Raw genomic sequence first — 21,492 nt, 5'->3', positions numbered from 1 at the left:
CCGGTTGGGATCTGCCATAGAGAAAGACCATGCATCCGAGCCACCTCACCAAGAAAAACATGTTGATCGCCGCGGCACTGCTCAGCCTTGCCGCCTGTTCCAAACCCGCGCCGGAAGAAGGCGCCGCGCCACCCGCCGCCGTCACTGTGCTCAAGCTGCAAGCGGCGCCCGTCGTCCTCAGCGATGAATTACCGGGCAGGGTGGCGGCTTTCCGCACGGCCGACATCCGCCCGCAGGTGGGCGGCATCGTGCTGCGCCGCCAGTTCGAGCAGGGCGCCGAAGTGAAAGCGGGACAGAAGTTGTTCCAGCTGAACCCGGCGCCATTCCAGGCGGAAGTCGATTCGGCCGCCGCCGCCCTGCAGCATGCGGTGGCCACGGCGAACCGCGCCAGCAGCCAGGCCGACAGGTTAAAACCGCTGGTCGAGGCGGACGCCATCAGCCGCCAGGCGTATGACGACGCCGTGGCCCAGCGCGAGCAAGCCGTGGCCACCGTGGCGCAGGCGCGGGCCAGCCTGGCGCGCCGCCGCCTGGACCTGGCCTTTGCCAGCATCGAAGCACCGATTGCCGGGCGCATCGGCTCCGAACTGGTGACGGAAGGCGCGCTCGTAGGGCTGGCCGACGCCACGCCGATGGCGCGCATCCAGCAGATCGACAAAGTGTACGTCGACGTGCGCCAGCCGGCTGCCGCGCTGGCCGCCTTGCAAGCCTCGGGCAACGGCGGCGCGGACAAGCTACCCGTGACCATTTTAGGCGCCGATGGCCAGCCGCATCCCGTCACGGGGCGCATCCTGTTCTCCGGCATCAGCGTCGATGCGGGCACGGGCGACGCCGTCGTCCGCGTGCTGGTCGACAATCCGCAGCGCCAGCTCTTGCCAGGCATGTTCGTGCGCGCCCGCATCGCCCGTGCCGTGCAGGCAAATGGCGTGCTGCTGCCGCAGCAAGCCGTCTTGCACAGCAGCGGCGGCCAGGCGCAGGCCTGGGTGCTCGATGGCACGAACAAAGCGAGCCTGAAAACGATCGCCGTGGGCGACGTGATCGACCACCAGTACGTGGTCAACGGCGGCCTGAAAGCGGGAGAAACCGTCGTCATCGAAGGCCAGGAACGCTTGCAGCCGGGCGCCACGGCCGCACCGCAGCCATGGAAGCGCGCCGCCGCCGTTGCCACCGCACCTGTCGTCAGTGCAGTGCGCTGACTCGTACATATTGAAAGTTTAACGACATGCCTCAATTTTTCATCAACCGCCCCGTCTTTGCGTGGGTGGTGGCGGTCTTCATCGTCCTGTTCGGACTGATCGCCATACCGCAATTGCCGATTGCGCGCTTCCCCTCGGTGGCGCCGCCCAGCGTCAGCATCAGCGCCAACTACCCCGGCGCCACGCCGCAAACCATGAACGATTCCGTGGTGGGCCTGATCGAACGCGAACTGTCGGGCGTCAAGCATCTGCTGTATTTCGAGTCGTCCACCGATACGTCGGGCTCGGCCTCGATCACCGTCACCTTCCAGCCGGGAACGAACCCGGAAATGGCGCAGGTGGACGTGCAGAACCGCCTGAAAGCCATCGAACCGCGCCTGCCGCAAGCCGTGCGGCAAAATGGCTTGACGGTGGAGTCGGCGTCGTCCGGCTTCCTGATGATCGTCAGCCTGATTTCCGACAATGGCCAGCACGATGAAGTGGCGCTGGGCGACTACCTGGCGCGCAACGTGACGGAAGAACTGCGCCGCATTCCCGGCGTGGGCAAGGTGCAGCTGTTCGGCTCCGAGCGTGCCATGCGCATCTGGGTCGATCCTGCCAAGCTGGTGTCGTACAACATCGCCATGGGCGAGCTGACGGCCGCCATCGCGCAGCAAAATGCGCAGATCGCCCCGGGCCGCCTCGGTGATTCGCCCGCCGTGCACGGCCAGCGCGTGACCATCCCGCTGACGGTGCAGGGCCAGCTGCAGACGCCGGCCGAATTTGCCGCCATCGTGCTGCGCGCGAATGCGGACGGCTCGAAAGTGACGATCGGCGACGTGGCGAAAGTGTCGCTGGGCGCGCAAAGCTTCAACTTCAGCATCCGCGAAAACGGGCAAGCTGCGTCGGGTGCTGCCATCATGCTGTCGCCCGGCGCCAACGCCGTGCAGACGGCCAGCGCCGTGCGCGCGCGCATGGCCGAACTGGCGCACACCATGCCGGCCGGGATCAAATACTCGGTACCGTTCGATACGGCGCCGTTCGTGAAGATCTCGATTGAAAAGGTCGTCGTGACCCTGCTGGAAGCGATGGTGCTGGTCTTCCTCGTCATGTATCTGTTCCTGCAAAAGATACGCTACACGCTGATTCCCGCCATCGTCGCGCCGATCGCCCTGATGGGCACCTTCACGGTCATGCTGATGGCCGGCTATTCCGTCAACGTGCTGACCATGTTCGGCATGGTGCTGGCCATCGGTATCATCGTCGATGACGCCATCGTCGTGGTGGAAGCCGTCGAGCGCCTGATGGCCACCGAGGGCTTGTCGCCGAAGGAAGCGACGTCGAAAGCGATGCGTGAAATCACCGGGGCGGTAGTGGGCATCACCCTGGTGCTGACGGCCGTGTTCATTCCGATGGCGCTGGCCAGCGGCTCCGTCGGTGCGATCTATCGCCAGTTCACCCTGGCCATGGCCGTGTCCATCCTGTTCTCGGCATTCCTGGCCTTGACCCTGACGCCGGCCCTGTGCGCCACCATGTTGAAACCGATAGGCCCGCACGACCATGACAAGAAAGGCTTCTTCCTGTGGTTCGACCGCGGTTTTGAGCGCATGACGGCGCGCTATGAAAAGGGCGTGGTGGCGATGGTGAAACGCGCGGGCCGCTCGATGGTGCTGTATGGCGCCATCGTCGCGGCGCTGGGCGTGGCCTTCATGCAGCTGCCGTCGGCCTTCTTGCCGGAGGAAGACCAGGGATACTTCATCACCTCGATCCAGCTGCCGTCCGACGCGACGATGGAGCGCACGCTCGACGTCGTCAAGATGTACGAGCAGCACGTGGCCACGCGGCCCGGCATCGAAGTGAACCAGTCTATTCTCGGTTTCAGCTTTTCCGGCGCGGGGCCGAATGCGGGCCTGGCGTTCACCATGCTGAAGGACTGGAAAGAGCGCAACGGCGCCACGGCGCAGGAAGAAGTGGCGCTGGCGCAGGCGGCCATGTCGCAGGCGAAGGAGGGCATGATCATGAGCCTGATGCCGCCCGCCATCGATGAACTGGGCAACTCGTCGGGCTTTTCCATGCGCCTGCAAGACCGCGCCAACCAGGGTGTCGCTGCCTTGCAGGCGGCGCAGAACCAGTTGCTGGGCCTGGCCGCGCAAAGCGGCAAGGTGGCCGGCGTGTATCCGGACGGCTTGCCGCCCGGCGCCAGCGTGCGCCTCGACATCGACCGCACCAAGGCCGAAGCGCTGGGCGTGTCGTTTACGGCCATTGCCGACATGCTGACGGCGGCCATGGGCTCGACCTATGTCAATGATTTCCCGAATGCCGGCCGCATGCAGCAGGTGATCATCCAGGCCGATGCGCCGTCGCGCATGCAGCTGAACGACGTGCTGGCCCTGCGCATCCGCAATAACGCGGGCGGCATGGTGGCGCTGGGTGAACTGGTGCGCCCCGTGTGGAGCGAGTCGCCGCTGCAGCTGGTGCGCTACCAGGGTTATCCTGCGGCGCGCATTTCGGGCAGCGCGGCGCCGGGCGTATCGAGCGGCGACGCCATGCTGGAAATGGAACGGCTCGTGAAACAGCTGCCACCGGGCTTCGCGCTGGCGTGGACGGGCCAGTCGCTGCAAGAGAAGGAATCGGCGTCGCAGGCGCCCATGCTGATGGCGCTGTCGATGCTGGTGGTCTTCCTCGTGCTGGCGGCCCTGTATGAAAGCTGGAGCATTCCCGTCTCCGTGATGCTGGTCGTGCCGTTGGGATTGCTGGGCGCCGTGCTGGCCGTGATGTTGCGCGGCATGCCGAACGACGTGTTCTTCAAGGTGGGCATGATCACGATCATCGGCCTGTCGGCGAAGAACGCGATCCTGATCGTCGAATATGCGCGCCAGCTGCAGGCGCAAGGCAAGGGCTTGGTCGAGGCGACGGTGGAAGCGGCCCGCTTGCGCTTGCGTCCGATTTTGATGACGTCGCTGGCGTTCGCGCTGGGCGTCGTGCCGCTGATGCTGGCCACGGGTGCCAGCGCCGAGACGCAGCACGCGATCGGCACGGGCGTGTTCGGCGGCATGATCACCGCCACCGTGCTGGCCGTATTTTTCGTGCCCGTGTTCTTTGTCGTGGTGCTGGGCGCCGTCGACAAGATGGGCACGTACTTCAACAAACGCGGTAACTGCATCGCCGTCAAGGCGGTGGAAGGAGAGTCGTAATGCGTTTATTCTTTATTGCGCCCCTGGCCGCGCTGGCCTTGTCGGCGTGTTCCTTGACGCCGCCGCTGGTCAAGCCGGCGGCGCCGATCCCTGCAGCGTATGCCGAGGTTTCAGCGCCAGGCATGGGCGACACCTCAGCGGACCTGGGCTGGCGCCAGATGCTGCTCGATGCGCGCCTGCAGCGCCTAGTCGACATCGCCCTGGAAAACAACCGCGATTTGCGCGTGGCGGCCCTCAACGTGGAAGCCGTGCGAGCCCAGTACCAGATCCAGGATGCGGGCCGCTATCCGGCCATCGGCGCGAATGCGGGCGGCGTGCGCCAGCGCGGCGCCGACGCGGTAACGCAAAACCAGTTCACGGCCGGCATCGCCATGAGCGCGTTCGAGATCGACCTGTTCGGCCGCTTGCGTTCCCTGTCGGACGCCGCGTTTGCCCGCTACCTGGCCACGCAGCAGGGGCAGCGCGCCGCGCACATGGCCCTGATCGGCGGCGTGGCCGACGCCTATCTGGAGCAGCGGCTGGCCGAGGAACAGCTGGCGCTGGCGCGGCAAACCCTGCTCGACTGGCGCCAGGCGCTGGTGCTGACGCAGCGCCTGCACGGCGCGCAGCAGGGCAGCGGCCTGGACGTGGCGCAGGCGGAAGGGCAGGCCGCGACAGCGGAAGCGGACGTGCAGGCGCGCGAACGGGCCAGTGCCCTGGCGCGCAACAACCTGGAATTGCTGCTCGGCGCGCCGCTGCCCGCCGATTTGCCGGCTGGCCGCGCACTTGATGGCCAGCCCGTGCTGACGCAGCTGCCGCCCGGCCTGCCGTCGGACTTGCTGGCGCGCCGACCCGACATCCTGCAGGCGGAATATGCGCTGGTGGCGGCGAATGCGGAAATCGGCGCCGCTCGCGCCGCCTTCTTCCCGCGCCTGTCGCTGACGGCGTCGCTGGGTTTTGCCAGCCCGGAGCTCGGTGACCTGTTCCGCGGCAGCGCGCGCAGCTGGTCGTTCGCACCGCAAGTGACGCAGCCGCTGTTCCAGGGCGGCCAGCTGCGCGCGGAACTGCAGCTGTCGCGCCTGCGCAAGGACGTGGCCGTGCTGCAGTACGAGCAGGCGATCCAGGTGGCGTTTCGTGAGGTGCGCGACGGCCTGGCCGGCAGCGCCACATATGCGCAGCAGATCGATGCCCAGCAGCGCGTGGTGGTGGCGGCGCAGCAGCGCCAGCGCCTGTCGCAGCTGCGCTACGACGCGGGCCAGGACAGCCGCCTGGAGTTGCTCGATGCGCAGCGCCAGTCGTATGCGGCCCAGCAAGCCTTGCTTGACGCACGGCGCGACCAGTTCAAGTCGGCCGTGGCCTTGTACAAGGCGCTGGGGGGAGGGCTGGAAGAGTAGGCGCTTTGCTTAGCCCGTGAAAGCGCCGATGGGCCGATTGCGGGCCAGGCTCCAGCCCGTCGTGTGTTGTGGGCCGGGCTTGCCATCGGCCTGCTGCACGCTGTGGCTCCAGAGGATTTCCGTGAAATTCAGCTTGAACTGCTCGGTCGGCATGTCATCGGGATGGGTTTGCAGCTGGATTTCGCTGATGATGGCGTCGCGCAGCCAAATGGTCATGATGTTGGCCGTCTTGTCGCCCGAGTTGCGGGCGATGTACAGTTTGGTTGGCTGGTCCGCGCCGGTGCCCAGCGGCTTGGCGCGCAGGCACAGGTCGTACAAGTTGACCGAGGTCCGGTCGACATATTTGACACAGGTAAATTCCGTGATCACGGGCCGCCCCGACGTGCGCGCAGAATTGCTGACGTCCGTCGTTATTTGCTGCTTCATGCCCTGGTGCAGTGAGACCAGCTCGATGCATGGTCCCGTGCCCTGCAGCGCAGCGGCGTCGCGCCAGATGGCGTCGATGCCGGCATTGTCACCATCCGGCGTCTTGCCGAACACGAGTTCCCCGTTGCCGGGTTCCAGCAAAATCAAATCCATGATGAGCTCCTCCGCTTGATGTCAGCTGCCACCGTGCGACAGGCAGCCCTTGAGCCGATGTGGCCGGGTCCAACCCGCTTCGCTGGCGTGGTCGACAAAACTGATGGTCAGCTGCGCGAAGCCTTGCGAGGTGAAATACACGCTGGCCGTTGCATCCAGGCGCTCACGGGTGATGAACCACTGTGCGTCGCCATGCGCCAGACCCCAGCTGGCCACGCGGTGTACCAGCAAGTCGGCATTGCCACGCTGCACGATGGCCACCCGCAGGTCGGCTTCGCCCATGTTGTTGGTCTGATAGATGCGCGCCACTTTCCTGACCCCAGTTTCAATCGTGCCTGCGACTATACACCGATTAAGTTGCCTAAACACAAGCATAAATTGCACCGAAATAAATTTTTTTGCATCACTGCATCCAAACGCGGGTACGGCGAGTAGTACAGGGGTGCGCTCGCCGCAACGGCGGCATGAGCGACACCTCCACTCACTCTATCGGGACCACGACCATGTCACCACTGCCAACCTTGCCATACGCCAAGCTGCTGCTTGTTTCCGCCGTCGCCATGACCTTGTCCGCTTGCGGCGGCGGCAGCGACCACGACGATGTTGTCGTCACGCCACCGCCGCCCGTGGTGGTGGCTGGCGACGTCTTCGTGCTCACCGCCAGCAACAAGCTGCTGTCGTTCGACCGCGCCACGCCGGCCACCATACGCACCACGGCGACAGTGACGGGCCTGCAGGCCGGCGAAAACCTGCTGGGCATCGATTTCCGTCCCGCCGATGGCCAGCTGTATGGCGTCGGCAGCACGGGCCGCATCTACACCCTGAATGGCGTGACGGGCGCCGCCACCGTGAAAGCGACCCTGGCCGCCGATGCAGGTGATGCGACGGCCCCGTACACGGCGCTGGCCGGTACGGAGTTCGGCGTCGACTTCAATCCGGTCGCCGACCGCCTGCGCGTCGTCAGCAACACGGGGCAGAGTCTGCGCATCAATGTCGATACGGGCGCCACCACGACAGATGGCAATATCAACGGTGGTGCAGCGAATACGGCCATCACGGCGGCCGCCTATACCAACAGCTTTGCCGGCACGGCCAGCACCACCTTATTTGTCATCGATGGGGCCAACGCCACCCTGTACACGCAAAATCCGCCGAACAACGGCACCCTGGCCGGCGCCGTGCCGCTGGGCGTGGCGGCCACCGGCGTGACCGGCTTCGACATCGATGCGCGCACGAATACGGGCTACGCCGTCATGACGGTGGCCGGCGCGCGCAACCTGTACACCTTGAACCTGGCGGCCACCACGGCGCCGGCGACCCTGGTGGCGGCCATCGGCGTGACGGAAGAGCTGCGCGGCATCGCCTTGAAAGCGCCGGCCGCGCCTATCGCCTACGGCTTGACGGACGACGCCCGCATCGTCACCTTCAAGACGGCCACGCCGAACACCCTGGATGCCAACGTGGCCGTGACGGGCCTGGCGGCGGGCGAGCGCCTGCTGGGCTTTGACATCCGTCCCAAGGATGGATTGCTGTACGGGATATCGTCGACGGGGCGCATCGTCACCATCGACCCGGCGACGGGGGCCGCCACCGTCAAGGCGACGCTGGCCGCCGATGCGGCGGACGTCAGCGCGCCGTACACGGCCATCGCGGGCACGGCCTTTGGCGTTGATTTCAATCCCGTCGCCGATCGCCTGCGCGTGATCGGCAGCACGGGGCAAAGCCTGCGCATCAATGTCGACACGGGCGCCACCACCACCGACGGTACCGTCAACCGCGCGGGCGCGGCGCCTAGCGTGACGGCCGCCGCCTATACCAACAGCTTTGCCGGCACGACGGCGACCATGCTGTTCGATATCGACACGGCCAGCGCGGCGCTCGCCCTGCAAAATCCGCCAAACGACGGCACTTTGGTGAATGTCGGCGCGCTTGGCGTGGCGGCGGCGGGCGACGTGGGCTTCGATATCGCGGGCGGCGCCAACGGCCTGGCCCTGGCGGCCTTGCGCACCTCGGCCACGGGACCGAGCTCGCTGTACCGCATCGACCTGGCGACGGGTGGGGCCGTGCTGAGCGGCGGTGCGGCCACGACGGCCGCTTCCGCCATCGGCAATGGGGCGGTGGGGCTGGTCGATATCGCCATCGCGCTGAAGTAAGGAAGTACGCCGCAGCTTTGCTTTGATTCAATAATTCCAGTAATATAGAATTGTTGATGATATTCAATGGCTGCGGCGCATGGTGCCCGCGATGCCGCATCGAACGGAACCTCGCCCCATGCTCACCGCTTTCCTCATCTTTCTCGCCACCTTAATCCTCGTCATCTGGCAGCCGCGTGGCCTGGGTATTGGCTGGAGCGCCGTCATCGGCGCCTGTGTCGCCTTGCTGGCCGGCGTGATCCACTGGGGCGACATCCCCGTCGTCTGGCATATCGTGTGGAACGCCACCGGCACCTTCGTGGCCGTGATCATCATCAGCCTGCTGCTGGACGCTGCCGGCTTCTTCGAGTGGGCAGCGCTGCACGTGGCGCGCTGGGGTGGGGGCAGCGGCAGAAAACTGTTCGTGCTGCTGGTCTTGCTGGGCGCGCTTGTCTCGGCCGTGTTCGCCAACGACGGCGCCGCGCTGATCCTGACGCCCATCGTCATCGCCATGCTGCGCGCGCTGAAATTTTCCGCCAGGACTACCCTGGCCTACGTGATGGCGGCCGGCTTCATCGCCGACACGGCCAGCCTGCCGCTCGTGGTGTCGAACCTGGTCAATATCGTCTCGGCCGATTTCTTCAAGATCGGCTTTGCCGAGTACGCGTCCGTGATGGCGCCAGTCAATGTCGTCGCCGTACTGGCGACCTTGGCCGCCTTGCTGCTCTTTTTCCGCAAGGATATCCCCCGCGACTACGAAGTCGCGCAGCTGAAACGCCCGGACGCCGCCATCCGCGACCTTGCTACCTTCCGCGCCGGCTGGCTGGTGCTGGCGCTGCTGCTGGTGGGCTTTTTCTCGCAAGAGCACTTGGGCGTGCCCATCAGCCTGATCGCGGCCGTGGGCGCCGCGCTGCTGCTGGTGGTGGCCGGCAGGGGCCACGTGATTTCCACGCGCCACGTGCTGCGCCATGCGCCGTGGCAGATCGTCGTCTTTTCGCTGGGCATGTATCTGGTCGTGTACGGTTTGCGCAATGCGGGCTTGACGGCTTACCTGACGGGCATGCTGAACCACTTTGCCCAGTACGGAGTGTGGGGCGCGGCCATGGGTACCGGCGTGCTGACGGCCTTGCTGTCGTCCGTGATGAACAACTTGCCGACGGTGCTTGTGGGCGCGCTGGCCATCGACCCGACGACGGCGCAGGGGGCCGTGCGCGAAGCGATGATTTACGCGAACGTCATCGGCAGCGACCTGGGACCGAAGATCACGCCCATCGGCAGCCTGGCTACCTTGCTGTGGCTGCACGTGCTCGACAGCAAAAATATCCACATTTCCTGGGGCTACTATTTCCGCGTCGGCATCGTGCTGACCGTGCCCGTGCTGCTTGTGACCTTGGCCGCGCTGGCGCTGCGCCTGGGGTGATGGCGGAGCAGGGGATAGTTTACTAGACGACCGGTCATATTTTTTGCTATACTGGCCGCATGAGCAAAAAATCCTCCGCTGACATGCGCCAGCACCTGATCGACATCGCCAAGGCCCTGATGGCCGAGAAGGGCTATACGGCCGTGGGCCTGGCCGAACTGGTGGCGGCCGCCGGCGTGCCGAAAGGCTCGTTCTACTATTACTTCAAGTCAAAGGAAGAGTTTGGCCAAGCCTTGCTCGACGACTATTTCACCACCTATCTGCAGATGGTCGACGCCTTGCTGTACGGCCCGGGCACCGCCCGCGAGCGCCTGCTCGCGTATTTTGACTACTGGAGCGCGACCCAGGCCGGCAACGCGCCGGAAGGCAAATGCCTGGTGGTCAAGCTGGGCGCTGAAGTGTGCGACCTGTCCGTGGACATGGGCGCCGTGCTGCAGCAGGGCACGGGCGCCATCCTGGACCGCCTGACGCAGTGCGTGGAGGCGGGCCACCTCGACGGTTCCGTGGCGGCGGCAACGCCGGCGCGCGTGCTGGCCGAATCCCTGTACCAGCTGTGGCTGGGCGCTTCCCTGATGGTCAAGGTGGCCAGGAGCGGCGGGCCGTTCGACGCGGCCACGTTAACCACGCAACGGCTGCTGTCCTAGCCGTTTTTTTTAACTATTAACTAGACGACCGGTCAGTTATTTTCGACCTCTTGCACAATATGAAAGCAATATGATGACCGAGCAGCATGAAAACGATTTATTTTCCCCAGTCGACCTGGGCGCGCTGGCGCTGGCCAACCGCATCGTCATGGCGCCGCTTACGCGCAGCCGCATGGGCGACGATGGCGTGCCGAACGCCTTGCACGCCGAGTACTACGCCCAGCGCGCCAGCGCCGGCCTGATCATCAGCGAAGCGACGAATATCTCGCCCCAGGCGCGCGGCTACGCCCTGACACCGGGCATCTGGTCGGACGAGCAGGTGGCTGGTTGGAAGCTGGTCACGGATGCCGTGCATGCGGCCGGCGGCAAGATCGTTTGCCAACTGTGGCATGTGGGGCGGTTTTCGCATACGAGCCTGCAGCCCGATGGCGCCGCGCCCGTCGCGCCGTCCGCCATCCGGGCCGAGGGCAGCACCTACACGGCCAGCGGCATGCAGCCCGTGTCCATGCCGCGCGCGCTGGAGACGCAGGAAATCGCCGGCATCGTTGCCCAGTATGCGCATGCGGCCGCATGCGCGCTGCGCGCCGGTTTCGACGGCGTCGAGGTGCATTCGGCCAATAGCTACCTGCTCGACCAGTTCCTGCGCGATTCGACCAACCGGCGCACGGACGCTTATGGCGGCAGCATCGACAACCGCGCGCGCCTGACCCTGGAAGTGACGGATGCCGTGGTGAATATCTGGGGCGCATCGAGGGTAGGCATCCGTTTGTCGCCCGTCACGCCCGACGCGGGCAACACGCCCGTCGACAGCGACGTGATGGCCACCTATGGCTATTTGATCGGACAGTTGAACCGCCACGGGCTGGCCTATCTGCACTTCGTCGAGGGCGCCACGGCCACCTCGCGCGACGTACCGGACGGCGTCGACCTCGACGCGTTGCGGGCGCTGTTCGATGGCCCCTACATCGGCAACAACCATTACGACTTGCCGCTGGCGCTGGCGCGCCGCGCCGAAGGCAAGGTCGATGCGGTGGCCTTCGGCCGTCCCTTCATCGCCAACCCGGACCTCGTGGCGCGCCTGCGCCATGGCGTGGCGCTGGCCGTGGCGCCGCGCGCGGCGTATTACGGGGGCGGCGCCGTCGGCTACACCGACTGGCCGGCCAGCCAGTCCTGATTTTTCTTTTTACCCACTCAAGGAGCGCAACATGAACAACACCACTTATGTGCAGGATTACCAGGCGATTGTCGCCGTGCTGAATCAATACAATGCGGGCGGCGCGCAGGCCGACAGCAGCATCATGCGCCCGGCCTTCAGCGGCGAGGCCACCATTTTCGGCGTCGACAGCGAAGACAAGCTGACGGGCGGGCCCATCGAAGGCCTGTTCGAAATCATCGACAGCGCCTTCCGGCCATCGCCGCAGGCAAAGGCGGCCATCGCGCGGATCGATATCGTGGGCACGGCGGCCAGCGCGCGCGTCGACACGGACGATATCTCGGGCTTCCGCTTCACCGACTTTTTCAATCTGCTCAAAGTGCAGGGCGAGTGGACCATCGTGAGCAAGATCTATCACACGCACGCGGGCGCCTGATGCACTGCCTGGGCGCCCGATGCTGTATCGTGTGGCGTCCAGCATGCGGGGAGAATGAATGAAACTGATACTGATAGGCGCCACGGGCCTGGTGGGCCGCGAAGTGCTGCGCCTGGCGCTGAGTGACACGCGCGTCACGGCCATCGTCGCGCCCGTGCGCAAGCCCTTGCCGGCGCATCCCAAATTGGACGCGCCGCTCGTCGACTTCGACAGCTTGCCGGCGGACGCGCCCTGGTGGCAGGCGGACGCCGTCATCTGCACCCTGGGCACGACCATGAAGGTGGCGGGCACGCGGCAGGCGTTTCGCAGAGTCGACCATGACTATCCGCTGGCTGCGGCGCGCCTGGCGCTGGCGGCTGGCACGCGCACGTATGCGCTCAATTCCGCCGCCGGCGCCAACGCGGCTTCGCGCTTTTTCTACAACCGCGTCAAGGGAGACTTGGAACGCGACCTCGAAACGCTGGGTTTTGCGTCGCTCACCCACGTGCGGCCGGGACTGATCGGCGGCGAACGCGAGGAGGCGCGGCCGGGCGAGGGCGCTGCCCTGCGCATCTTGCGCGTGCTCGGTCCCGTGCTGCCGCGCCGTTGGCGCATCAATCCCGCGCCGCGCATCGCCAGCGCCTTGCTGGAAGCGGCGCTGGCTAGCGCGCCGGGCGTGCACGTCGTCGGCCCGGAACAGCTGGCTTGACCGCGCGCCCCTTATAATTGCCATTCATGTTTTTTTAAGTACAAAAAATGCAAACAGTGCGTCCTTACCGGGCCGGCGACCGCGATGCCTGCCTGGCTCTTTTCGACGGCAATACGCCGCGCTTTTTCGACCCGTCCGAGCGCGCGGACTTTGCCGCCTGGCTGGAAAATTCGACACATCCGTATCTGGTCATCGAACGCGACGGACGCATCGTCGCCTGCGGCGGCCATGCGCTCGATGCGGGCGGCACGGTGGCCAGCCTGTGCTGGGGCATGGTGGCGCAGGATCTGCACGGCCAAGGACTGGGCCGCGCGCTGACGCAGGCACGCCTGGACGCCATCCGCGCCGTGCCGGGCGTGGCCAGGGTGAGCATGAACACCAGCCAGCACACGCAGGCTTTTTATGCGCGCTTCGGCTTTGAGACAGTCAAGGTGACGCCGGACGGCTTCGGGCCCGGCATCGACCAGTGGGACATGCTGCTGTCGCTAAATGAACGAGACCATATCGCCGCCGTGCCGCTGGAAAAAGCCTATCGTTTGCTCAATCACGGCCCGTCCATCCTCGTCTCGGCCCGCCATGGCGGCATCGATAACGTGATGGCCGCCGCCTGGGCCTGCGCCCTCGATTTCGCGCCGCCGAAACTGACCGTGGTGCTGGACAAGGCAACGCGCACGCGCGCGCTGGTCGAAGGCAGCGGCACGTTCGTCATCCAGGTGCCGACGGCGGCGCAGCTGCAACTGACTCACGCCGTCGGCACGCACAGCCTCGATGCGCAGCCCGACAAACTGGCGCGCGCCGGCGTGCGGCTGTTTCACATGGACGGCTTTGATTTGCCGTTCGTGGCCGGATGTTCCGCCTGGCTGGCCTGCCGTTTGGTCCCCGAGCCGCACAACCAGACCGCATACGACCTGTTCATCGGCGAAGTGGTGGGCGCCTGGGCCGACACGCGCGTGTTCCGCGACGGGCACTGGCATTTCGAAGACGCGGATCCATCCTGGCGCAGCCTGCACTACATCGCCGGCGGGCGCTTCTATGCGATCGGCGAGGCGCTCGATGCTGCCCCGGGCTGAAGCGCTGGCCGGCCAGGCCGCCGCCACGCCGCTCGTCATCGTCGCCAGCAGCGGCACGGGCGGCGACATCCAACCGTTTATCGCGCTGGCGCAGGGTTTGCAGCAGCGGGGCCGGCGCGTGCTGCTGCTGGTGCCGGGCTGGCAGGAAGCGGCAGCGCAGGCGTCAAGGCTGCCGTATCACACCTTTGGCAGTGCGGCAGAGGGCCAGGCCATGCTGGGCGACCCGGGCCTGTGGGATGAACGCAAGGGCTGGGGCTTGGTGTGGCGCGGCCTCGTGCCGCACCTGGGCGCCGTGCGCGACGTCGTGCAAGGCTTGCCGGATGCTGAAGATTGCGTGGTGCTGTGCCACCCCTTCCTCGTGCCGATGGCCGCCCTGGCACGCTCGGCACGCCCGGACCTGCGCATCGTCGCGGCGTATCTGGCGCCATCGAATTTGTGCAGCAGCCATGATTTCCTGGCGGCCGGCTCGCTGCGCGTTCCCGCCTGGGTGCCGCTGGCCTGGCGGCAGGCCCTGTGGCGGCTGATCAACCGCAGCATGGTCGATCCGGTGCTGCTGCCTGGCCTGAACGGGGCGCGCGCGCAGCACGGCTTGCCGCCCGAAGCGCATTTTTTTGCGCACATGCTGGCCGCGCCGGATGCCTCGCTGGGACTCTTTCCAGCGTGGTTCGCCGCCCCGCAGGCGGACTGGCCGCCGCATTTCGTGCAAACTGGTTTCATGGGCGCCGCCATGCATGGCGCTGCGGCGCTGCCGCCCGCGCTCGAGCGTTTTCTGGATGAGGGCGAAGCGCCCATCGTGTTCACACCGGGTACCGGCCACCAGCACGCGCAGCGCTATTTCAGCATCGCCCTGGACGTCTTGCGGCGGCTGGGACGGCGCGGCCTGTTCCTCACGCCGCATGCGGCGCAAGTGCCGCAGGATTTGCCGGTCAGCGTCATGTGGCAGGCGCACGTGCCGTTTGCGGCCCTGTTGCCGCGCGTGGCGGCCGTCGTGCACCATGGCGGCATCGGCACCAGCGCGGATGCTTTCCGTGCGGGCATTCCGCAACTGATCGTGCCGTTCGCATACGACCAGTTCGATAATGGCTGGAGGGTCAAACGGCTCGGCGTGGGGGATGTCTTGCTGGCCAGGCGCCTGTCGGCGGGGCGCATGCAGCGGCAGCTGGCGCGCCTGCTCGCCGCGCCCGGGGTCCAGCTGGCGTGCGGCGAGGTGGCCCGCCGGATGGGGCAGGGGCTGGAACCATCGCGCCTGCTTGACCAGGTCGAAGCGGCACTGGCCGCTGCTTAGGGACTGCCGTCAGGGACTGTCGTGCGGCGTATCGTCGAGGGCGATGACCCTGTCGTTTGCGCCTGGAATACAGCCGTCGGCGATCGCATCCCAGCCCCGGTGCACCACCACCTGCTTGCCGTCGTGGCAGATTTCCACGCGCTCGCTGGCGGGCAGGCGCTGGCGCGTGAACGCTTCCAGGCTGGCCGGCAAGCTCACTGCCAGCCGCATCGTGCCGATGGCTTCCGGCGGGTGGTCGTCCATGTGCACGAGGGGCACGAAGATGGAACCGAGCATCAGCCAGCGCGCACCCACGTCGACGGGGGCGGGCGCATACGGCGCGGCGCGCAGCCAGTCCTGGGAGCGGGCGCGCAAGTCGCTGCCCGCGGCCAGTTCTCCCCAGGCGGCGGCCAGCATTTCCACCACCCACTGATTGCAATTCTGGTATTTCAGGCTGTAGGCATAGGCGTTGGCGCTGTAGCGGCCCGCCAGCAACTGCTGCACGCGCACGGGATCGAGCAGGGCGCGGCGCAGGGGCGGCACGGTTTCGGCTGGCAGTTTCACGAGCGAGATGTAGCCGAGCGCAGGGTTTTCCGTGCCCATGGCGAAACCGGCCGTGCCCTGGTCGAAGATGCGCGGGCGGCCTTCGTCGCAAGCGTAGTACAGCTGGCGCGCGGACCAGCCGCTGTCGTTGTCGTGGCGCCAGGCCAGTGCCGCGTGCGAATAGCGGATGCCGAAGCGGGCCAGGTCCAGGCCCGAGCGGCTGATCAGGGCCACGCTGCCTTCGCTGGCGGCCAGTTCTTCGCGCACGACGGCGGCAAAGCGCAGCAGCCGGTCCTGTTCCGTGGCCGTGAGTTCCTGCGCGCGGTCGCAAAAGCGCGACGAGGCGAGCGAAGTGCCCGCCTGCGCGGCGCCGGCGCTGAAGATGGCGCAAACGCCCAGCAGCAGTGCCGGGCGGCGCGGGAGAAAACGAATCAAAGGCTGACGGGACGCGTGGCCATTTCGCCGTACCAGTCGTCGGCCAGCACGAGGAAGAAGGCGGCGCGCGTGTCGTTGCGCGAGAATTCGATGCCGTAGGCGCGGTTTTGCGCATGCACCACGTCGCCCTGCGCCAGTTGCTGCTTGTCGAGCGCCGCTTGCGGCAAGTCCAGCACCAGCGGCGTTGCCGTGGCGTCGGCCTGCATGGTCAGGCGCGTCATGCCGTTGCGTCCCGGCAAGGCTGCCACGTCGATGATGCGGTAGGGGCCATTGGCCACCTTGTTGTCGCGCGAGGAGCTGTTGCTCGAGCCGTTGAGCGAATCGGAAATGCTGCCGCTCGACTGCGAGCCGGCGCTGGATGCCGAGGAAACGAAGCTGTCGGCGTTGGCGTTGCACGCCATGGTCAGAGCTGCGGCCAGGCCGAGCATGCGTAAGGAGGTAGTCAAGGCAGTTTTCCAGTGGACATGAATGAAAGCGGACCGGGTCCATCCCGGCCTGCGCCATCATAGCAGATCGGCCATCAGCTGAGCAGCACCTCGATCAGGGCCTTCGCTTCGGCCGACGGCTGCGTGCGCAGCGCCTGCAGCACGGGATCATTGTCCAGGTAGGCTTGCAGCGGCGCGCTGACGGTGATGCCGGCCTGCGGCAGCGGCGAGGGCACGGGCGCCAGCGCCTTGGCCAGCAGCAGGGTGTCGCGCAAGCCTTCGGGCGGCAGCATGATGGTTGAACCAGGCAAGGTATTGACGGCATCGGCCACCGCCTGCGGCACGCCCAGCTGGCGCATCAGCGCGCGGCCGATCACTTCCAGGGCGGACGCCATCTGCGTTTCCAGGTGGGCGTACAGGCCAGGGGTCTTGTCGGCCTGGGCCAGCAGATAAAAGCCGGCCACTTCATGCACGATGCCGGCGAACAGCGCCGTATCGGCATCCGTCTGCGTGACGGCGCCCGCCAATCCATGCGCCAGCGCCGCCACATGCACGGTGTGCGCCCACAGTTGGGTGGCGCGGGCGCGCAAGGCTTCGTCGCGGATGCCCGCGTTCAACTGGCGGATGACGGCCGCCGTCGCCAGCGCATACAGGTTGCGGTGGCCCAGCCGCTCGACGGCGCCGCGCACGCTGGTGATGGCGGGCGCCTGGCCGGGCGCAAACAGGGCCGAATTGGCCAGCGCCACGGCGCGCGCCGACAAGGTCGGTTCGCACAGCAGTAGCCGGCTGATGTCGGCCGAGTGGCAATCGGGGTTGGCCAGTTCCTTTTGCAGGAGCAGGGCCGTATTGATACTGGTGGGAAAGGCCAGGGTTTCCGTTTCGGCGCTGGCCAAAAGTTGGGCAAGGCTGCTGAGCGTGTTGACGTGCATGGATAGGGGAGCGAAAAGTAGCAATGCCTTATAGTATCAGGCAATCCGGGCCGCATGGCGTCCGCCAGCCTTTTCAGTCATGCGGCTGCCAGGGGAGGGCAAGTTGTCGCGCGGCGAAGCCGCGGTTGGCAATGTCAGGGCAGCAGCAGTGAATGCTGGCTGGCCGTGTGGAAATCGCGCCAGACCCGGTTGATGGTGCTGTCTTCGCGGGCCGCGTACAGGCCGCAGTATGGATACAGGCCATCGACGGCGGCGCGGCACACGGCGACCAGCTCCAGCGAACGTTCCTGCACGGCTTGCATGCCTTCCGCGTCGAGGGCCGTGCCGGCGGCAACCGTTGCCCAGCTGTCGTCCAGCACGGCGTAAAAGCGGGCGCGGGCGGTCGTGCTAGCATCTTTCTTGGCTTGCAGCATGGCGGCCACTTCCGGTACGTCCAGCAGGGGCAAGCCGGCGCGCGCATGGCGGCGGTGGCGCATGCATTCCTCGGCCAACTGCATGAAATGCGCGGCCATGCCGGTCACGTTGGCGGCCAGGGTCACGTAGGCCAGCGAGTAGAACGGATAGCGGTACAGGGGGCCGCCGGCCGTCGCGGTGTCGGGACTGATCGTGAAGCCATGATCCTTGCCGAGCCACTGGCCGTCGATCCGGTAGCTGTGCGAGGCGCTGGCGCGCATGCCGATGCTGTTCCACGAAGGCACCAGCTGCACCAGCGCGGCGGGCACGAGGAAGGCGCGGATGCGCGGCTTGCCATCCGCATCGAGCAGTGGCTGGCCATCGCGCCGCAGCAGGGCGTTCAGGGTGAAGTGGGTCGCCATGGGTGCGCCGCTGGCGTAGTCCCAGCTGCCGGTGATGCGGTAGCCGTCGCCTTCTTCCTCCGCGTAGCCGGTGGCCGCGCCGCTGCCGCCCAGGCAGACGCGCGGCGTGCCGATGATGGACTGCGCCATGCCGGGCGCCAGAAAGCCCGCAAACCAGCCCGCGCCTGCGCACAGGGTCAGTACCCAGCCCATGCTGCCATCGACGGCGGCCACGGCTTCTTCCAGGCGCACCACTTGCGGCAAGGGCAATTCGGCGCCGCCCGCGCTGCGCGGCGCCAGCATCGTCAGCCAGCCGCGCCGGTGCAGCAAGGCTTGCTGCACCGGATGCAAAAAGCGGCCCGCATCGGCCGCCTGGGCGTGGCGGGCGATGCGGTGCGCGTCGCGTTCGGAAAGGGTGGCAATGGCAGCGTGCGGCATGGGCAATGTCCGGCAATGGTGAAGGCGGGCATTTTCGCACAGCGCGGCGGCGCCGTTGCCGTCAGCTGTGCGGCATGGCGATTTTTTCCATCACCGCGCGCAGCAGCATGGCATCCGGTATTGCCGCCGGGGCCGAGCGCCAGGCGATGATGCCGTCCGGCCGGACAATCACGGCGCCGTCATCGCCTGTGCCGAAAGTGTCGACGAAGGCCTGGTCGGCGGGGAAAACCACGTCGGCGCCGGCCAGCAAGGTCTTCAACGATAGGTGCGCGGCGGCGGCGGACCAGCGCGGATCGGCTGTCAGCAGCACGAAATCCTCGGTCAACAGGTCGATGCTGGAGATGCTGTTGCCACGATGCCGTACCCATACGTGGGGCGCGCGCGTGCCTGGCTGGCCGGCCCAGTCGCGCGGATGGGCGGCAGGCGGCAGTGCCGCGTCCGCGCCGAGGATGGCGCCGGAGCGCGTCAGCTGGCCCAGTTCCATTGCCAGGTTGCCATACAGTGGCGCGTCCTGGTAGCCGTCGCCGACCCATTTTGCGTAGTCCGGCCGGGCGAAGGTTTGCTGGTGCCGCAGCCAGGCGATGGGCCGGCGCTCATCCGTATAGGTGTCGAGCAGGGCGGGGCGCGATTGCCGCCGCACCACCCTTTGCAGCTTCCATGCCAGGTTGTAGGCGTCGTCGATGCCCGTGTTGGCGCCGTAGCCGCCGCGCGTGGGCGGCAATTGATGGGCAGAATCGCCGGCCAGGAAAATGCGCCCCTCGCTGAACCTGTCCGCGATCAGCCCGGCCAGCTCCCAGCGCCCCGTGGTGATCAGCTCGAACGCCATGTCCTTGCCCAGGGCCTGGCGGACCAGCGCCCGCAATTGCGCGTCGGTGCTCTCGCTTTGTTCTTCAAACATGAGGAACCAGCGTCCATCGGAATACGTGCCCAGGAAACCCTTGAAGCCTGGCTGGTCGATGTCGAACTGGCGGATGCCCCGTTCCAGAAAGGCGTCCGCCTCCGCGCAGCGGAACAGCACGCTGCGCAGCACGCGCAGGGGACCGGCGCCCTGGCGCGCGATGCCCAGCTGTTCGCGGATGGGGCTGGCCGCGCCATCGGCGGCGATCAGGTAATCGGCCGTGACGGCATAGCATGCGCCCGTGTCGCGCTGGCGCAGCTGGGCCGTGACGCGCTGCGCATCCTGCTGCACGGACAACAGTTCCACGCCCGTGCGCAGGTCCGCGCCCCGTGCGCGGGCGGCCTCGCGCAGTATCGGTTCCAGCAAATCCTGCGCGATGGCAGCGCCGGCCATGGGCGAGGCCTTGCCGTCGCGCTCTTCCGGCTGGCCTGGCGTCCACGGCAATTCCTCGTAGTGCTGTCCCGCCAGGCTTTCTACGCGGGCGCGGCGCACGGTGGCGCCGGGCGGCACCTGGGGAATGCGCTCGGCGATGCCGGCGGCGCGGAAAAATTCCAGCGTGTGTTCCGTAAAGCCCGTGGCGCGGGGGTGCGCGGCGCTGCCGTGGTGTTTTTCAACGAGGATATGCGGCACGCCCCGCCATGCAAGGAAGAGCGAGGCTGAAAGTCCGACGAGACTGCCGCCGATGATGAGTACAGGGGTGTGGATTGAAGCAGGGTTCATGATGTCGTCCTGGATGTTGTGCAGAGCACACTCGGTCAAGGACGTGGTGATTTTTCGCGGCAGGCGGAACGCCGTTCAGGCAGCAGGGTGACGGAACGCACGCCGACGAAAAAACGGCGCACGTCCGCTTTTCGTCGTGGTCCGCGGCCCCCAGGGCTGGAATATGACCGTCCGCAGGCGGACGGCTGACCGGGGCTCACCACGCCGGTCCACCTTTTTCGACGCCACGATCTTAGCACGGGACTGTCGCGCGCCGCCAGCCCGGGGAAACTCCATGCAACGGCGTTCAGGCGGCCTTGGCCAGTCCTTCCGCTTCCAGCGCCGCCTTGACGCTGTCGCGCTCGGTCATACGGCCCAGGAATGCCTGCACATTGGCCAGCTGCGACAGATCCACGCCCAGCTGCGGCGCCCAGCCTGTCACAGCGAACAGGTAGGGATCGGCCACGGTCATGGTGTCGCCGGTCAGGTAGGCCTGGCCTTCCAGGCGGCTGTTGATCCACGCATATTTCTTGCCCAGTTCCTCGATGAACAGGGCCTTGGTGGCGGCGTCGATGCGGGAATCGAACAGGGGACTGTACGATTTGTGCAGCTCGGACGTGATGTAATTCTGCCATTCCATCACCTTGTAGCGGACAAAGTTGCCCACGGGCGGCAGCAGGTCGTGCTTGCCGGCATGCTCGGCGATGTACTGGGCGATGATGGGGCCTTCGCTCAAGGTCCTGCCATCGTCGAGCGCCAGCAGCGGTACCTGGCCTTTCGGGTTGAGCTCATAGTAACTGCCGCCTTCCGGCGTCTTGTGCTGGCCCAGGTCGACCTTGACGAGTGTGAACGGCGTGCCCGTTTCGCGCAGGATGATGTGCGGCGCCAGCGAGCAGGCGCCCGGCGAGTAAAAGAGTTTCATGGCGGTCCTGTCCTTGAAAAGGTGGGGAGATGCCACTATAGACCTGCGCCGCCGCGCGGTAAACGCGTGTTCGTGTGGTGATCATTGGCGCCCGGTGTCGCCTTGCGCTGGCTCAAACCCCACGATTGCGCAAGGTGTCGGGCAGCAAGGTAAACGCGGTAGGAGGGGCCGCCGTGCGCAGCCGCTGTTCGCCCGCTTGCGTCAGCGAGACGCTGCGCGTGCTGTGCACTTGCAGGCGCAGGTCATCGCGCTGCGTTTTGCTGTTATTCTGCAAGCAATCTTGT

Annotated in this window: 20 protein-coding genes and 1 pseudogene; 12 read left to right on the top strand and 9 right to left on the bottom strand. The window is 66.6% G+C overall.

Annotation, left to right across the window (positions count from 1 at the left end; translation table 11 throughout):
* Positions 1-29 precede the first annotated feature (29 nt).
* From JAB6_RS27655 to JAB6_RS27645, 3 genes are read left to right on the top strand one after another with little or no spacing between them, the layout of a single operon-like run.
* Positions 30-1,193 carry an efflux RND transporter periplasmic adaptor subunit gene (locus JAB6_RS27655; protein WP_070306004.1) on the top strand — a complete coding sequence of 388 codons (1,164 nt, stop codon included), beginning with the start codon at positions 30-32 and terminating at the stop codon, positions 1,191-1,193.
* 26 nt (positions 1,194-1,219) lie between these two features.
* Positions 1,220-4,366, top strand: coding sequence for an efflux RND transporter permease subunit (locus tag JAB6_RS27650; protein WP_070306003.1), 3,147 nt, complete (start codon positions 1,220-1,222; stop codon positions 4,364-4,366).
* Positions 4,366-5,739 carry an efflux transporter outer membrane subunit gene (locus JAB6_RS27645; protein ID WP_070306002.1) on the top strand — a complete coding sequence of 458 codons (1,374 nt, stop codon included), beginning with the start codon at positions 4,366-4,368 and terminating at the stop codon, positions 5,737-5,739. Before JAB6_RS27650 ends, JAB6_RS27645 begins: the two co-directional genes overlap by 1 nt.
* 9 nt (positions 5,740-5,748) lie before the next feature.
* Here JAB6_RS27645 and JAB6_RS27640 read toward each other — a convergent pair whose 3' ends face one another.
* Both JAB6_RS27640 and JAB6_RS27635 read right to left on the bottom strand, forming a co-directional pair.
* Entirely contained in the window at positions 5,749-6,318 is a 570-nt protein-coding gene (locus tag JAB6_RS27640; RefSeq protein ID WP_070306001.1) for a type VI secretion system tube protein Hcp, read from the bottom strand.
* 21 nt (positions 6,319-6,339) lie between these two features.
* Positions 6,340-6,627, bottom strand: coding sequence for a DUF6150 family protein (locus tag JAB6_RS27635; protein WP_070306000.1), 288 nt, complete (start codon positions 6,625-6,627; stop codon positions 6,340-6,342).
* 194 nt (positions 6,628-6,821) lie between these two features.
* Between JAB6_RS27635 and JAB6_RS27630 the strand changes: the two genes are divergently transcribed.
* The 9 genes and pseudogenes from JAB6_RS27630 (at position 6,822) to JAB6_RS27595 (ending at position 15,146) form a co-directional block, all read left to right on the top strand.
* Positions 6,822-8,471, top strand: coding sequence for a DUF4394 domain-containing protein (locus JAB6_RS27630; RefSeq protein WP_070305999.1), 1,650 nt, complete (start codon positions 6,822-6,824; stop codon positions 8,469-8,471).
* A gap of 118 nt (positions 8,472-8,589) precedes the next feature.
* Positions 8,590-9,870, top strand: coding sequence for an arsenic transporter (locus tag JAB6_RS27625; protein WP_070305998.1), 1,281 nt, complete (start codon positions 8,590-8,592; stop codon positions 9,868-9,870).
* A 59-nt stretch (positions 9,871-9,929) separates the two neighbouring features.
* A complete protein-coding gene (locus JAB6_RS27620) occupies positions 9,930-10,514 on the top strand; it encodes a TetR/AcrR family transcriptional regulator (protein ID WP_217494664.1) in 585 nt (194 codons plus the stop codon).
* Between the two features lie 73 nt (positions 10,515-10,587).
* Positions 10,588-11,688, top strand: a complete 1,101-nt coding sequence (locus JAB6_RS27615) for an alkene reductase (protein WP_139143534.1) — start codon at positions 10,588-10,590, stop codon at positions 11,686-11,688.
* A gap of 31 nt (positions 11,689-11,719) precedes the next feature.
* Positions 11,720-12,103, top strand: a complete 384-nt coding sequence (locus tag JAB6_RS27610) for a nuclear transport factor 2 family protein (protein WP_070305996.1) — start codon at positions 11,720-11,722, stop codon at positions 12,101-12,103.
* A 58-nt stretch (positions 12,104-12,161) separates the two neighbouring features.
* Positions 12,162-12,791, top strand: coding sequence for an NAD(P)H-binding protein (locus JAB6_RS27605; protein ID WP_070305995.1), 630 nt, complete (start codon positions 12,162-12,164; stop codon positions 12,789-12,791).
* A 47-nt stretch (positions 12,792-12,838) separates the two neighbouring features.
* Positions 12,839-13,255, top strand: a pseudogene (locus JAB6_RS29830) (GNAT family N-acetyltransferase); the annotation flags it as partial.
* A 9-nt stretch (positions 13,256-13,264) separates the two neighbouring features.
* Positions 13,265-13,861 carry a flavin reductase family protein gene (locus tag JAB6_RS29825; RefSeq protein ID WP_034754897.1) on the top strand — a complete coding sequence of 199 codons (597 nt, stop codon included), beginning with the start codon at positions 13,265-13,267 and terminating at the stop codon, positions 13,859-13,861.
* Positions 13,845-15,146 carry a nucleotide disphospho-sugar-binding domain-containing protein gene (locus JAB6_RS27595; protein WP_070305994.1) on the top strand — a complete coding sequence of 434 codons (1,302 nt, stop codon included), beginning with the start codon at positions 13,845-13,847 and terminating at the stop codon, positions 15,144-15,146. Before JAB6_RS29825 ends, JAB6_RS27595 begins: the two co-directional genes overlap by 17 nt.
* 9 nt (positions 15,147-15,155) lie before the next feature.
* Here JAB6_RS27595 and JAB6_RS27590 read toward each other — a convergent pair whose 3' ends face one another.
* From JAB6_RS27590 to JAB6_RS29500, 7 genes are all read right to left on the bottom strand, one after another.
* Positions 15,156-16,103, bottom strand: coding sequence for a DUF2145 domain-containing protein (locus tag JAB6_RS27590; protein ID WP_254671817.1), 948 nt, complete (start codon positions 16,101-16,103; stop codon positions 15,156-15,158).
* Entirely contained in the window at positions 16,100-16,531 is a 432-nt protein-coding gene (locus JAB6_RS27585; protein WP_034754765.1) for a hypothetical protein, read from the bottom strand. The genes JAB6_RS27590 and JAB6_RS27585 overlap by 4 nt, the downstream gene beginning before the upstream one ends.
* Positions 16,532-16,623: 92 nt before the next feature.
* Entirely contained in the window at positions 16,624-17,457 is an 834-nt protein-coding gene (locus tag JAB6_RS27580) for an HDOD domain-containing protein (protein ID WP_070305993.1), read from the bottom strand.
* A gap of 134 nt (positions 17,458-17,591) precedes the next feature.
* Entirely contained in the window at positions 17,592-18,689 is a 1,098-nt protein-coding gene (locus JAB6_RS27575; protein ID WP_070305992.1) for an acyl-CoA dehydrogenase, read from the bottom strand.
* Between the two features lie 61 nt (positions 18,690-18,750).
* Entirely contained in the window at positions 18,751-20,307 is a 1,557-nt protein-coding gene (locus JAB6_RS27570) for an FAD-dependent monooxygenase (protein WP_070305991.1), read from the bottom strand.
* Positions 20,308-20,593: 286 nt separating this feature from the next.
* A complete protein-coding gene (gene gstA / locus JAB6_RS27565; protein ID WP_070305990.1) occupies positions 20,594-21,208 on the bottom strand; it encodes a glutathione transferase GstA in 615 nt (204 codons plus the stop codon).
* Between the two features lie 112 nt (positions 21,209-21,320).
* Entirely contained in the window at positions 21,321-21,482 is a 162-nt protein-coding gene (locus tag JAB6_RS29500; RefSeq protein WP_161781510.1) for a hypothetical protein, read from the bottom strand.
* Between the last annotated feature and the right edge of the window lie 10 nt (positions 21,483-21,492).

The sequence above is a fragment of the Janthinobacterium sp. HH104 genome (assembly GCF_001758715.1).
Classification (GTDB): domain Bacteria; phylum Pseudomonadota; class Gammaproteobacteria; order Burkholderiales; family Burkholderiaceae_D; genus Janthinobacterium; species Janthinobacterium aestuarii.
Note: the sequence above shows the minus strand (reverse complement) of the source record. Positions and strands in the feature narration are given on the sequence as shown.